This is a genomic window from Thermomonas paludicola (genome assembly GCF_024498955.1).
Classification (GTDB): Bacteria; Pseudomonadota; Gammaproteobacteria; order Xanthomonadales; family Xanthomonadaceae; genus Thermomonas; species Thermomonas paludicola.
In genome coordinates, this window is the sequence record NZ_CP093311.1 from 1,503,594 (window position 1) to 1,517,479 (window position 13,886).

The 13,886-nt window shown below is 66.7% G+C and carries 9 protein-coding genes, 1 tRNA gene and 1 pseudogene; 5 read left to right on the top strand and 6 right to left on the bottom strand.

The window, feature by feature from the left end:
• Positions 1-58 precede the first annotated feature (58 nt).
• Positions 59-400, top strand: a complete 342-nt coding sequence (locus LIW09_RS07020; RefSeq protein ID WP_256644940.1) for a 4a-hydroxytetrahydrobiopterin dehydratase — start codon at positions 59-61, stop codon at positions 398-400.
• Positions 401-454: 54 nt separating this feature from the next.
• On the opposite strand, the gene LIW09_RS07025 is transcribed toward LIW09_RS07020, so the two are convergent.
• Positions 455-1,420, bottom strand: a complete 966-nt coding sequence (locus tag LIW09_RS07025) for an RluA family pseudouridine synthase (RefSeq protein ID WP_256644941.1) — start codon at positions 1,418-1,420, stop codon at positions 455-457.
• Between the two features lie 472 nt (positions 1,421-1,892).
• On the opposite strand from LIW09_RS07025, the pseudogene LIW09_RS07030 reads away from it, so the two are divergent.
• Positions 1,893-4,097, top strand: a pseudogene (locus LIW09_RS07030) (Rne/Rng family ribonuclease); the annotation flags it as partial.
• A gap of 927 nt (positions 4,098-5,024) precedes the next feature.
• Here LIW09_RS07030 and LIW09_RS07035 read toward each other — a convergent pair.
• The 3 genes from LIW09_RS07035 to LIW09_RS07045 form a co-directional block, all read right to left on the bottom strand.
• The gene (locus tag LIW09_RS07035; RefSeq protein WP_256644942.1) at positions 5,025-5,678 is read right to left on the bottom strand and encodes a response regulator; all 654 of its coding nucleotides are present in this window, start codon (positions 5,676-5,678) and stop codon (positions 5,025-5,027) included.
• Between the two features lie 104 nt (positions 5,679-5,782).
• Positions 5,783-5,872 (bottom strand) — tRNA-Ser (locus LIW09_RS07040).
• A gap of 106 nt (positions 5,873-5,978) precedes the next feature.
• Positions 5,979-8,666, bottom strand: coding sequence for a tryptophanase (locus LIW09_RS07045; RefSeq protein ID WP_256644943.1), 2,688 nt, complete (start codon positions 8,664-8,666; stop codon positions 5,979-5,981).
• Positions 8,667-8,819: 153 nt separating this feature from the next.
• On the opposite strand from LIW09_RS07045, the gene LIW09_RS07050 reads away from it, so the two are divergent.
• Complete coding sequence (locus tag LIW09_RS07050) at positions 8,820-9,344, top strand: Lrp/AsnC family transcriptional regulator (RefSeq protein ID WP_256644944.1); 525 nt, start codon at positions 8,820-8,822, stop codon at positions 9,342-9,344.
• 20 nt (positions 9,345-9,364) lie between these two features.
• Here the strand turns inward: LIW09_RS07050 and LIW09_RS07055 are convergent, their stop codons facing one another.
• Positions 9,365-10,336: a LysR family transcriptional regulator gene (locus tag LIW09_RS07055; protein ID WP_425507871.1), complete on the bottom strand. Its 972-nt coding sequence runs from the start codon at positions 10,334-10,336 to the stop codon at positions 9,365-9,367.
• Positions 10,337-10,389: 53 nt separating this feature from the next.
• Positions 10,390-11,670, bottom strand: coding sequence for a serine--tRNA ligase (serS, locus tag LIW09_RS07060; RefSeq protein WP_256644946.1), 1,281 nt, complete (start codon positions 11,668-11,670; stop codon positions 10,390-10,392).
• A 92-nt stretch (positions 11,671-11,762) separates the two neighbouring features.
• Between serS and LIW09_RS07065 the strand changes: the two genes are divergently transcribed.
• Entirely contained in the window at positions 11,763-12,407 is a 645-nt protein-coding gene (locus tag LIW09_RS07065) for an energy transducer TonB (protein WP_256644947.1), read from the top strand.
• 8 nt (positions 12,408-12,415) lie between these two features.
• Positions 12,416-13,861: an exodeoxyribonuclease I gene (gene sbcB, locus LIW09_RS07070; RefSeq protein ID WP_256644948.1), complete on the top strand. Its 1,446-nt coding sequence runs from the start codon at positions 12,416-12,418 to the stop codon at positions 13,859-13,861.
• Positions 13,862-13,886: the final 25 nt, after the last annotated feature.

Consider the following 13,886-nt stretch of genomic DNA (forward strand, 5'->3'; position numbering starts at 1 on the left):
AACCCATCTGCGCATCGCCTGCGTCCCGGTTCAGCGTCGCTCAAAAGAAGAGTCCCTCATGACTGATCTCATTCCGCTTGCCCAAGCACACTGCACCGTTCGCCACGGCCACGAACACCGGCTCGGCGAAGCCGGCATCCGCGAACTGTTGCCGCAGCTGCCCGGCTGGACACTGGTGGAGGATGCCCACGCGCTGAGCAAGACCTTCCGCTTCCCCGACTATTACCGCACGATGTCGTTCGTGAATGCGTTGGCGCACGTGGCCAACGCCGAAAACCACCACCCCGACTTGTCGGTGCATTACGACCGCTGCGTGGTGCGCTTTTCCACCCACGACGTCGGCGGGCTGAGCGAGAACGACTTCATCTGCGCGGCGAAGGCGGATTTGCTGGCCGGCTGATCCACGACGGAAAGCCCTGGCTGCCGCAGGCTTCAGCCAAGGCCACGCCAACCCCTAACCCAGCCGATCCAGCACTTCAACCAGGTCCGTCGCCAGCGGCGCGTTGAGAGAATACGGCGCCTTGCCGCCATCCAGCGAAAACTCCAGGGTGGAGGCATGCAGGAACAAGCGCTTCAGGCCCACCTGCTCGCGCAGGCGCTTGTTGGCGGGTTCGTCGCCGTATTTGTCATCCCCGGCCACCGGATGGCCAATGTGTTGCGCGTGGACGCGGATCTGGTGGGTGCGGCCGGTTTCGATGCGAACTTCGCAATAACTCTGGCCCGCACGGCGCTCCAGCACGCGGAAATGGCTCATCGACGGCTTCCCGGCCGGATTGACTTGCACATGGCGCTCGCCGCCTTGACGCAGGCCGACGTGCAACGGCGCATCCACGCTCATCACCCCATCCGGCATCCTGCCCAGCAACAGCGCCAGATAGCGTTTGCGGATGCCGGCGCCGTGGTCTTCGCGCAACAACGCCTGCAGTTCGGTCAACGCCGAACGCTTCTTGGCCAGCACCAGCAGACCGGAGGTGTCCCGATCCAGTCGATGCACCAGCTCCAGCTTGTCCTTCGGTCGCAACGCACGCAACGCCTCGATGACTCCGAAGCTGATCCCGCTGCCGCCGTGGCTGGCCAGGCCCGAGGGCTTGTTGATCGCCAACAGTCGCGCGTCTTCGAACACGATCGAGGCTTCAAGCGCCTCCAGCAGTCCCTTGGGCGGCAAACGTCCGGCATCTTGCGTGCTTTCGATGCGAACAGGCGGGATCCTGACGACATCTCCCTCTTCCAGCTTGCGCTCTGCCCGGACCCGCCCGCCGTTGATTCGCACCTGCCCGCTGCGGATCAGCTTGTAAATCAGGCTCCGCGGGGCGCCCTTGAGCAGGCCCAGCAAAAAATTGTCCACGCGCTGGCCGTCACTGTCTTCGGTAATGCGGACGCTGCGGGCACCGCTGCTGGGGGGGGGTTGCGGCTGTGTCATCGGGATTTGATCTGCTACACTCGAGGGGTGATGCAAGGGTTTGATTTCGCAGGAAGTGTCGGGCAGTTTGCTGCCCTCCGGCCGAAAGCCGATCTTCCTGGCGAGCCCCGCCGCAGTGACGTTGCCACCACCCTCGGGGCGGACATGTTAACGGCTGCGCGGCAAACCCGCCCATCGCCGGCCCCGTGTCGTGATGTTGCCCGTTGAACAATGCCCCGCGCGACGCGCCCATCCCCTCAAGGCATGGCGCGGCGGTCGCCGGCCCTGCAACACCTACATTTAAGGAACAAGCGCTCCCGCGGTTCGCCGTGGTGTGGCAGCGCTGGAAAACTTGAGAGCCGCATTGGACGCGCCCCGCGCGCCCGTGCGCTTGCGGTATCCAGAGGCGAAACGCCCCATGGTGTTCCGCGCATTGCCTTCTCCCCCCGTGGGGCGTGGGCGCGGATGCGCAAAGGAACGCACAATGAAGCGAATGCTCATCAACGCCACGCAGGCCGAAGAACTGCGCGTGGCCACCGTCGATGGCCAGACCCTGTACGACATCGACATCGAACAGCCGGCCCGCGACAACAAGAAATCCAACATCTACAAGGGCCGCATCACCCGGCTCGAGCCTTCGCTGGAGGCCGCGTTCGTCGAATACGGCGCCGAGCGTCACGGCTTCCTGCCGCTGAAGGAAATCTCCCGCGACTACTACCAGGCCGGCGTTGACGCACACAAGGCGGGCATCAAGGAACTCCTGCGCGAAGGCCAGGAAGTCGTGGTGCAGGTGGACAAGGAAGAGCGCGGCAACAAGGGCGCCGCCCTCACCACCTTCATCTCGCTGGCCGGCCGCTACATGGTGCTGATGCCGAACTCGCCAACCGCGGGCGGCGTCTCGCGCCGCATCGAGGGCGACGACCGCGCCGAGCTGAAGCGGGCGATGGACGCGCTGAACATCCCCGACGACATGGGCGTGATCATCCGCACCGCCGGCGTGGGCCGCGATGCCGAAGAATTGCAGTGGGACCTCGACTACCTGCTCAGCATCTGGCGCGCGATCGCCGAGGCCGCGCTGTCCAAGCCGTCGCCGTTCCTGATCTACCAGGAATCGCGCCTGATCGTGCGCGCCCTGCGCGACTACATGCGCAGCGACATCGGCGAAATCCTGGTGGACACGCCGGAGATGTACGCCGAAGCGCTGGAATTCGTCGAACAGGTGATGCCGCACAACAAGCGCAAGCTCAAGCACTACACCGACGACACCCCGCTGTTCAATCGCTTCCAGATCGAATCGCAGATCGAAGCGGCGTATGAGCGCACCGTGCGGCTGCCCTCCGGCGGCGCGCTGGTGATCGACCAGACCGAAGCGTTGACCGCGATCGACGTCAACTCGGCGCGCGCCACCAAGGGCGGCGACATCGAGGAAACCGCGTTCAACACCAACCTGGAGGCGGCCGAAGAAGTCGCCCGCCAGCTGCGCCTGCGCGACCTGGGCGGCCTGGTGGTGATCGACTTCATCGACATGGCGTCGAACAAGCATCAGCGCGACGTCGAGAACAAGCTGCAGAACGCGCTGAAGTACGACCGCGCGCGCGTCCAGCTGGGTCGCATCAGCCGCTTTGGCCTGATGGAAATGAGCCGCCAGCGGCTGCGCCCGTCGCTGGGCGAAGCCAGCCAGATCGTGTGCCCGACCTGCGAAGGCCACGGCCGCATGCGCAGCATCGAGTCGCTGTCGCTGTCCATCATCCGCGTGGCCGAAGAGCACGCCATGAAGGACAACACCGGGCAGGTGCTGGTGCAGGCGCCGGTGGAAATCGCCAATTACCTGCTCAACGAAAAGCGCGGAGCATTGCGCGAGATCGAGCAGCGCCATTCTGCCCCGATCGTGATCGTGGCCGACGAGCAGCTGCATTCGCCGCATTACGAAGTCACCCGCATCCGCAACAACGAGATGGGCGAAGAAACCAGCAAGCCCAGCTATCAGCGCGGCACGCCGCGGCGCCTGAACACCATCGCGCTGACCAAGGCCCAGCTCAACATCCCGCCGCCTGCGGTGACCCGGGTCAACCCCATCCAGCCCGCGCCACTGCGCGAGCCCAAGCCGATGCCGGCGGAGACGCAACCGGCCACGCCCACCTTCATGCAACCGGCCAGCACGCCACTAGCGCCGGCCAGCGGCGGGGTGATCGGCTGGCTGCGCGGCCTGTTCGCCGCAACACCGGCCAGCCCTGCCCCGGCCGCACCGCCGCGCAATGACGGCCAGCCGTGTCGCGAAGAGCGCGGCAACCGGCGTGATGGGCGTGATGGGCGCGGCAAGAATGACGCGCGTCGCGACGACGGCAAGCCTCGCGACAACCGAGGCGAGCAATCGCAAAAGCAGCCGCAGCAGAAGCAGAAGCAAGCCAAGCCGCAGCAACCCCAGGCGCCGCGCCAGGATCAGCGCCCGCCGCAAGCCGCCGCGCAAAAGCAGGAGCCGCGCCAACAGGAGCGGCAGCCGAAGCAGGAGCGGCAGGCTCCTTCGCAAAAACCGGTGCGCCAGGACCGGCTCGCCGACACCGCAGCACCCGCCGCCAACGAGCCCGTGCCGGCAGCAACGGTGATTGCCGCCGCGGCGGCGCTGCAGGCCCCGCTGACCACAGCACAGGACACCCCGACCGACGTCGCTGCGGCCGACATTGCGTCGGCGCAGGTGACGGGTTCCGGCGATGCTGCTTCCAGCAGCGATGACGCAACCGCGGGCGAAGCCGGCAACAAGCGGCGTCGCGGCCGTCGCGGCGGTCGCCGCCGCCGCCGCGGAAATGGCGAAGCCAATGGCATGGTCGATGAGGCGTCGCAGGATCAGGACGACGCGCTGGACGAAGTGCTGGATACGCAGGCTGCGCAGCCCGAGTTCGACTTCGACGACATCGCCCCGCGCCCCGCGCCCGTGCAAGCCCCCGTGCAAGCCGACACCGCGAACGCCACGGGCACGCCGGCTGCCGGCGCGGCAACGCCCGCCGCAGTGCGACCCAACAAGACGACCGTCGTTCCGCCCCCAACCGAAGACGCCGCCGCGCCCGCACGCATCGCAGACGCCACGACGCTGCAGGCAACGCCCGCAGCGATCAGCATGGTGGTCGCTTCCGCGACGCCCGGCGAGCCTCAGGCCGAGCTGCTGCCGCCGGTTGACGCAGTCACTGCCACCACCTCGGTGGAAGTGCCGGCCGACGTCGCTTCCCCCGCAGCCGCCGCCCCTGTGGCCGCCATCGCCGCAGTGGAACCGGCGCCCGCAGCGAACGTCGCGCCGCCCGTGGCCGCACGCACTCCAGCCGAACCTGCCTCGGTAGAGGTTGCCCCGGTAGAGGTGGCCTCGTTTGAGGTTGCCGCAGTGGAAGCCGCCTCGGCTGACGCCACCCCGATCGCGACAGCGCAACCGGCGGCAGCCGATGCATCCGCTGCGGCAAGCAACCCACGGGCCGATCAGCTGCGCGGCCTGTTTGAAACCGCGCGGCAACAGGAAGCGCCGGTTGCGGTCACCGCAGACAACGCAAGCGAAACCCCTGACGACACCCACCGCAGCGCCTGACCGGCGCTGGCGGCACCGCCGGCACCCACAGCCCGACGCGGGAATCCCCGCGTCGGCTCAATGCACGGCGTGAGCGGGGTCGGTCAGCCCGTACTGGCTGACCAGCCGCGCCAAGGCGATGCTGTCGTGGATGCCCAGCTTGTCGAACAGGCGGGTCTTGTGGGTGTTGACGGTTTTTGCACTGAGGCTCAGCCGCTTGGCGATGGCCTCCTGGCGCAAGCCCTGGTTCAGCAATAACGCGACCTCCAGCTCGCGCGGGGTCAGCACATCGAACGGCGAAGCGGATTCGCCATGTAATCCAGCCAACGCCAGCCCCTGGGCGATGGAGGGAGCCAGGTACTTCTTGCCGCGCGACACGTCGCGCACGGCCCGCAGCAGTTCGTTGGCATCGCAACCCTTGCCCACGTATCCGTAGGCGCCCGCTTCCAGCAGGCGGCGCGGCATCGGGCCGTCCTCCAGCACCGACACCGCGATGACGCGCGCGCCCTGATCGCCGCGCACGACCCGTTCGGTCAATTCCAGGCCACTCAGCCCGGGCAGGTGCAGGTCGCACAGCACCACGTCGGGCTTGAGCTTGCGGATCAGCGGCAGCGCGTCTTCGGCGCTTTCCGCCTCGCCCACCACCTCGATATCTTCCTGTGCCTGCAGAATCAGGCGAAACCCGGCGCGCACAAGCGCGTGGTCGTCAACGATGAATACCTTGATGGACATCACTTCCTCCCCAGTGGATGGGACAACACGCTATCGCCTTGCGGCGTCGCGGCCAAGCAGAAGATGCCGCAGTGAGCGCTAGGAAAAATCCGATCAGGCAAGGCTGGCGGAAGCGGTGAGATTCGAACTCACGGTGGTATCGCTACCACGGCGGTTTTCAAGACCGCTGCCTTAAACCACTCGGCCACGCTTCCGTTGCGCGCACATTCTCGCACGGCGGTTTTGTCGGCGCACGCCTTGGCAGGCCTGCACTTGCCCGTTGCCGGCACGCGCCCTGCGACGCGTGCCGGCAACCGTCGGTCAGGCATGTGTTTCCATCGCCGTGATCGGCTCGAAGCGCCCCTGGAAGAAGCGCAGATCCTTGGGCTCGTAAACGAAGCGCAGGCCGGTGATCTGGTTGCGACGCTGCCACAGCCGGATGATGCCGTCGGCAACGGCGCGCAAATGATCGTCCGAATACACGCGCCGGGACAGGGTCAGACGCACCAGTTCCAGCGCCGGCCGGTAGTTGTTGCCGTCGTGGTCGCGTCCCTTGGACACGTTGCCGCGCTCCATCGGACGCACGCCGGTTTCGACGTAGATTTCGCCCGCCAGCCGCTGGGCGGGATACTCGTCCTGATCCACGTGCGGCAGGAAGCGGCGCGCATCGACGAACACCGCATGGCTGCCGGTGGGCTCCACCACCGGCACGCCGGCCGCCTTCAGCCAGCCCGCCAGGCGCACCGACTGCTCGACCCGCGCACGAATGTAGCGGTCATCGACCATTTCGCGCAGGCCCTGCGCCATCGCCGCCAGGTCGGCTGCCGGCAGGCCGCCGTCGCGCACCCCGCCTTCATAGATGCGCAGCTTGGCCTCGGCCTTGCGTGCCCACTGCGCGTTGTCCTTGAAGGTGAGCAGGCCACCGATGTTGATCAGGAAGTCCTTCTTGCCGGACACGGTGGCGCCATCACCGTAAAGCATGATCTCGTGCAGGATGTCCTTGACACTGGTGCTGGCGTAACGCGGGTCGAACTTCTGGATCATGTAGGCGTTTTCGACGGCGCGGGTGGCGTCGAACATCACCGGGATGCCGTGCTTGCGCGTGTAGGCATAGACTTCGCGCAGGTTGTCCATCGACACAGGCTGGCCACCGGCCATGTTCACCGACAACTCGAACGAGATATAGGCGATCTGCGCCGCGCCGTGTTCCTGCACCAGTGCATCGAGCTTGGCGAGATCGATATTGCCCTTCCAGCGGAACTCCGACGCCGGCTCATGCGCCTCATCGACGATGACGTCGGCGAACACGCCACCGGCGTATTCCTGATGCACCTTGGTGGTGGTGAAATACATGTTGCCTGGCACGATCTGGCCGGGCTTGATCATCACTTCCGACAGGATCTGCTCGGCGGCGCGGCCCTGATGAGTGGGCAGCACGAAGTCGTAGCCATAGGTGTCGCGCACCGCAGCAGCGAACTCCAGATAGGCGCTACTGGTGGCCGGCGTGGGCAGCGCGGCATCGTAGGCGGCCCACTGCACGGTGGACATGGCGGTGGTGCCGGAATCGGTCAGCAGGTCGATGGTGACCTCGGCCGAGCGCAGCAGGAAGGTGTTCCAACCAGCTTCGCGGATCGCCCGCTCGCGCTGTTCGCGCGTGGTCATCGCAATCGATTCGATAGTGTGGATCAGCCACGGCTCGCAGTCGAAGCTGAAATTCTCGACATCCGCGAACACCGAACCAAAGCGCAACTGGTCATGCCAATCGCCGCCCTGCTCCAGCTCCAGCGCCGGCACCCGTTCGCGCTGCCGATACAACGCGATCACCGCATCGGCAACCTGGTCCAGCTGGCGATTGGTCATCGCCAGCCTCGGGATCTGCAGCGGCAGCAGTTCGTCGCGCCCCACCAGCCCCTGCAGCAGCGCACGCACGCCCGACGACTGGTACAGCGCGCTGGCCAGCGCATGCGCCGGATGCTGCGCCACCTGCGGCAGGAACCGGTCGGCCTGCAGATAGGCGCCGTCGCAGCCGCGTTCGATGGGAACACCGGCTTCGCGCAGCCGCGCGGTGAAACGCTCGGTCTGCTGCATGGCCCACTGCACGGTGGTTTCATCGCACATCTCGGTGAGCCCGCGCGCGATCACTTCCATCGTGCGCCCGGCCATGCCGCCATAGGTATGCAAGCCCTCGAACACCACGATGTCGTTGATGAAGCGTTCGTGGTCGGCCGGGTTGTCGGTGGCGAGGAAGCCGCCGGTATTGGCGCGCGCGTCCTGCGCCCCATCCATCATCACCACGTGCGCGGTCTTGCTGATCAGCTTGACCAGCTCGGAAATGGTGCGGTCGCCCATGCCGGCCTCGAAGCGCTGGATGTACCACGCGTTCTCGACCACGCGCGAGACGTCCAGCACCAGCCGCAGGCCGTGGCGATCGGCCAGCTCGCGCGCTGCGCGCAGGTTGGCCAGGCTGACCGGGTGCTGGCCGTCGGCGAAGGTCTGGGCACCGATGAAGGGCGGGCGTCGCTCGGCAATCACGGCCGCCAAACGATCCAGGTCGAAGTTGCCGGTGAACACCGTTGCCGCATGATCGCGCACGTCGCGCAGTTCGATCCCGCGCGGCGCGTGCAGGTCCACCCGGCCACGCGCGTTGCTCGGCAGCAGCTGGCCGCTGTCGGCGAAGGCGTGCAGCAGGATCTTCACCGACCCCAGCGTGTTGTGCGTGGGGCAGACATAGGTATGCCCAAGCACGCGCGTGATGACTGCGTTCATCGTCTCGAAATTGCGTGCGCCGGCGTACGCCTCGTCGCCCACCAGCTGCCCGGCCAACTGCTCCTGGCTCATCGCGCCGCAACCGTAGGACACCATGTCGAAGCTGACTTGTTGCGGGGTCAGGTTGAAGACGTTGAAGTGCGCCGCCGCGAGGTTGCGCTTGCGCTCGTCAATCGGCGGAAACACGATCGGGCGAACGGTCTTGACCTTGTGCGGCTCGTGAACGGGGACGGGGGTTGCCATGGCAGGTTCCTGAAGGGCGGGACGGCCGGATGCAGCGCGCGCGGGATGCAACGCGATGCGGCCGGGATCAGGAACGATTGTAGAAATGCAATTCCAATGAATGAATGCATTTAGTTATGATGATCAAGGTATTTGAATACTTTATTTAGGCAAATGGTCAAACAAAGTTTCGATGTTCAAAATTGTGTCGACGCCATCGACTGGCAGATCCTTGAGGTGTTGCAGGACGACGGCCGCACCAGCTTCACCGAGCTTGGCCGGCGGATCGGCATGTCCACGCCGGCCGTTGCCGAACGCGTGCGCCAGCTCGAAGCGGCCGGCGTGATCCGCGGCTACCGGGCAGATCTGGATCTGGCCCGGGTCGGGCGGCCGCTTCTGGCGTTCGTGCGCATGAGCGTGGTTGGCGATGTGCTTGCGCGCATCACCGAGACGGTGCGCAAGATGCCGGAGGTGCTCGAGTGCCATCGCGGCACCGGCGCCGACTCGTTCATCGCGAAGGTGGCGGTGGCTTCGGTGGAAGACCTGGAACGCCTGATCGACCGGCTCACCCCATTCGGCACGACCTCCACGTCGATCGTGCTGTCCACGCCGGTACCGCGACGGGCGGTGGCGTCACCCGCGCAGGTGCGCGCAAGCGGCGCCGATCCAGCCGTCAAGCGCGGGCGCAAGCCGCGCTGAGCATCGGCGGCAAGCCGGGCTTATCCGGCTTTCGCCCGCTTCTTCCTGCATTCGGGATCGCTGCACTCCAGCCGCGCGTCTTCCAGCATCGGCGGCAGGTGTTCCGCCAGGAAGTCGATGAAGACCCGCACGGCGGGCAGCATTCCGCGTCGCGAGGCGAACACCGCATGCGCAATGCCCTGCGGCAACCGCCACTGCGGCAGCACGACCTCCAGGTCGCCACGGCGCACCGCATCGGCACAGATGGTTTCCGGCAACAGGGTGATGCCGATACCGCTTTCCGCCATGGACTGCATCATCGGAAAATCGAAACCGGTCACGCGTGGCTGCAATTCGATCCGGCGCACTTCCCCATCCGGCCCATGCAGCTCCCAGCGCTGCCGGGCCTCATCCTCGCTGATGCTCAAGGTGACGTGCTCGGCCAATTCCTCCGGTCGGCTCGGGCGGCCGACACGCTCCAGGTACCTGGGGCTGGCCACCAGCAATTCCTGGATCTGGCCGAAGCTGCGCATCACCAGGCTGCCATCCTCGTCCAGCTTGCTGCGCACGCGGATGGCCACGTCCACGCCTTCGTTGATCACGTCCACACGACGATTGCTGACGATCAACTGCACCCGCACCTTGGGATACAGCGCCATGAATTCCGGCAGCAGCTTGGGAAATTGCTGCTGCGCCATCGACACCGGCACGCTGACCCGCACGGCGCCCCGCGGCTCCGCACTCAAGCGATCCACCGCCTCACGCGCGGCCTGCGCCTCGGCCAACATCGATTGCGCGTGGCGATGCACGCTGGTGCCGACGTCAGTGACTGAAAACCGGCGCGTGGAACGTTGCAGCAAACGCACGCCCAATTCTGCTTCCAGCGCGCTGATGCGACGGCTGAGGCGCGACTTCGGGATCCCCAGGGCGCGCTCGGCCGCGGCAAAGCCGCCGTGATCGACCACGGCAGCAAAGTAATACAGATCGTTGAGATCTTGCACAGGCAATTCCATGGACGGAACAATCCCGCCAATTCGACCACGCCACCCGCAGGATTTGCAACAAATCAGCGGATGCTGGTCACTCCGCCCATGTACGGCTGCAGCACCCCGGGCACTTCGATACTGCCGTCGGCGTTCTGGTAGTTCTCCATCACCGCGATCAGCGCGCGGCCCACGGCCACGCCGGAGCCGTTGAGCGTATGCACCAGCTCGGGCTTGCCGGTGGCCGGGTTGCGCCAGCGCGCCTGCATGCGACGGGCCTGGAAGTCGCCGCAGTTGGAACAGGAGGAAATCTCGCGGTAGGTGGCTTGCGAAGGCAGCCAGACTTCCAGATCGTAGGTCTTGGTCGCACCGAAGCCCATGTCGCCGGTGCACAGCAGCACCTTGCGGTACGGCAGGCCCAGCTTCTCCAGCACGGCCTCGGCGCTGCGGGTCATGCGCTCGTGTTCCGCAGCGGATTCTTCCGGCTTGACGATGCTGACCAGCTCGACTTTCTCGAACTGATGCTGGCGGATCATCCCGCGCACGTCACGGCCGCCGCTGCCGGCTTCGGAGCGGAAGCACATCGAATGCGCGGTCATCCGCAGCGGCAGGCGCTCGGCGTCGAGGATCTCGTCGCGGACGATGTTGGTCAGCGGCACTTCGCTGGTCGGGATCAGGTAGCGCCTGTGCTCGCCCAGCTGGGTTGCGAACAGGTCTTCCTCGAACTTCGGCAGCTGGCCGGTGCCGCGCATCGACTCGGCATTGACGATCACCGGCACGTTGGTTTCCTCGTAGCCATGCTCGCCGGTATGCAGGTCCAGCATGAACTGCGCCAGCGCGCGGTGCAGGCGGGCCAGCTGGCCGCGCAGCACGGTGAAGCGCGAGCCGGACAGCTTGGCCGCGGTTTCGCCGTCCAGCCAGCCGTGGCGCGCGCCCAGTTCGACGTGATCTTTCACTTCGAAATCGAAGCTGCGCGGGGTGCCCCAGCGATGCTGCTCGACGTTGTCGGCCTCGCCGCCGCCCAGCGGCACGCTGGCGTCGGGCAGGTTGGGGATGCCGGCGGCAATGGCTTCGATCTCGCCGCGGATGCGCTCCAGCTCGACTTCCGAGGCTTTCAGCTCCTCGCCGAAGCCGGCCACTTCCGCCATCACCGCGGCCACGTCCTCGCCCTTGGCCTTCAACATGCCGATCTGCTTGCTGCGTGTATTGCGCAGGTTCTGCAACTCCTGCGTGCGGATCTGGATCTGCTTGCGACCGGCTTCCAGCGCTTCGATGCGGGCGACGTCGAGTTCGAAGCCGCGCGTGGCGCGCAGGCGCTCGGCGAGGTCGGCGGGGTTGGAGCGCAACAGGGCTGGATCAAGCATGGACTTGGAGGGATACGGAAAATGAACCGGCATTATCGCCCGAGCGGGCGGCAGATGGCGGCACCCGTCCACCGCTGTGCAAGAATACGGGCATGTCCGCACCCGACCCGCAGCCCGTGCAGCACGCGCCGCTGCTGCCACCGAAGTTGCTGAAGCTGCTGGCCCTGGCGTTCATCGCCGGCCTGCTGGTGTTCTTGCTGGTGTGGCTGGGGTCTCGCCACGACAATGATTTCTACAAGGCGGATGGCGCCGAGGCCACGCCGGGCGCAACCGATGCGCTGCCGGCGCCGTTGCCGGCCGACGTCGCCAACGGCGACAGTGCCAGCGGGCTCAAGCCGGGCACGTCGGCGTTGCCTGCACCACCACCGTTTGCAGCACCGCCGCCGGCACCTGCGGCAGGCGCGCAGCCCGCGCGTCCAAACCCGGCAGCGCCGCCCACGGCGACCACGATCACCGGTGGCGACCTTGCCACGCCGGTTCCGGCCAGCATGCCCACCCCGCGCTACCCGCAGGATGCCCTGCGCACCGGCATCGGCGGCACCGTCAAGGTGCGCGTCACGGTAGCAACTGACGGCTCGGTGGAGTCGCTTGAACTGGCAGAAGGCAGCGGCAACCGCCTGCTCGACCGTGCCGCCCTCGAGGCCGTCCGACGCTGGACGTTCAAGCCGGCCACGCGCAACGGCCAGCCCGTGCGCATGGATGCGGTGGTGCCGATCGTGTTCAACCCCAACGGCTAAGGGTCGGGATGGCTGCCACGTTCCTGTTCTATGACCTGGAAACCTTCGGCGCCGATCCGAGACGCACCCGCATCGCGCAATTCGCCGCCATTCGCACCGATGCGGCGCTGAACCAGATCGAAGAACCGATCAGTTTCTTCGTGCAACCGGCCGACGACCTGCTGCCCTCGCCCATCGCCACCCTGATCACCGGCATCACTCCGCAGGACGCGCGCCGGGACGGCGTCAACGAAGCCGCCGCCTTCGCCCGCATCCTCGGCGAAATGGCCCGCCCGGAAACCTGCAGCGCCGGCTACAACTCGCTGCGCTTTGACGACGAATTCATCCGCTTCGGCCTGTACCGCAATTTCCATGAGCCCTACGAGCGCGAATGGCGCGGCGGCAATTCGCGCTGGGACCTGCTGGACGCGCTGCGGCTGATGCATGCGCTGCGGCCCGACGGGATTGTCTGGCGCCAGCGCGACGATGGCCGCGGCACCAGTTTCAAACTGGAGCACCTGGCCGAAGACAATGGCCTGCGCGAAGGGTTGGCGCATGAAGCGCTGTCCGACGTGCGCGCCTTGATCGGTCTTGCACGCCTGTTCCGCCAGCACCAGCCGCGTCTGTGGGAGTACGCGCTGCGCCTGCGCGACAAGCGCTTTGCCGCGTCGCTGCTGGACCCGATTGCGATGACACCGCTGCTGCACATCTCGCAGCGTTATCCGGCCGCGCGCCTGTGCGCCGCGCCGGTGTTGCCGCTGGCGCAGCACCCTTCGATCCCGTCGCGCACCATCGTGTTCGATCTGGATGCCGATCCCGATGCCCTGCTCGCGCTGGACGCCGACGCCATCGCCGAACGCCTGTACATCCGTCAGGCCGATCTGCCCGAGGGCGAGGCGCGCATTCCGCTGAAGGAAATCCACACCAACAAATGCCCGGCGCTGGTGGCCTGGGAACATCTGCGCGACGGTGATTTCAACCGCCTCGGGATCGACCCGGAGCAAGTCCAGGCGCGCGCCGCACGCCTGCGCACCGCCGGCCCCGTACTGGCCGAAAAGATTCGCCAGGTATTCGCCCGCCAGCGCCCGGCCGGCCAGGTGGATGCGGATGCCGCCCTGTACGACGGGTTCATCGGCGATGCCGACAAGCGCCTGTTGGCGCAAGTGCGCGGCACGCCGCCGCATCTGCTGGCCAACGCACGGTTTGCGTTCCGCGATGCCCGCCTCACCGAACTGCTGCTGCGCTACCGCGCGCGCAATTGGCCGGACAGCCTGCTGCCCGCCGAGCAGGAATGCTGGAACGCCTACCGCCGCCGGCGCCTGCTGACGGATGCCGGCCTGTCCGAGCTCACGCTGGACGGCTACCGCGCGCAGATCGCGGAACTGCGCCTTGCCCACGCCGACGAAGGGGACAAGCAAATCCTGCTGGATCGGCTGGACGACTGGGGCACGCAAGTGGGCCTCGATCTGGCCTGACCAAGCCGGCCCGCGCCGCAGCCAT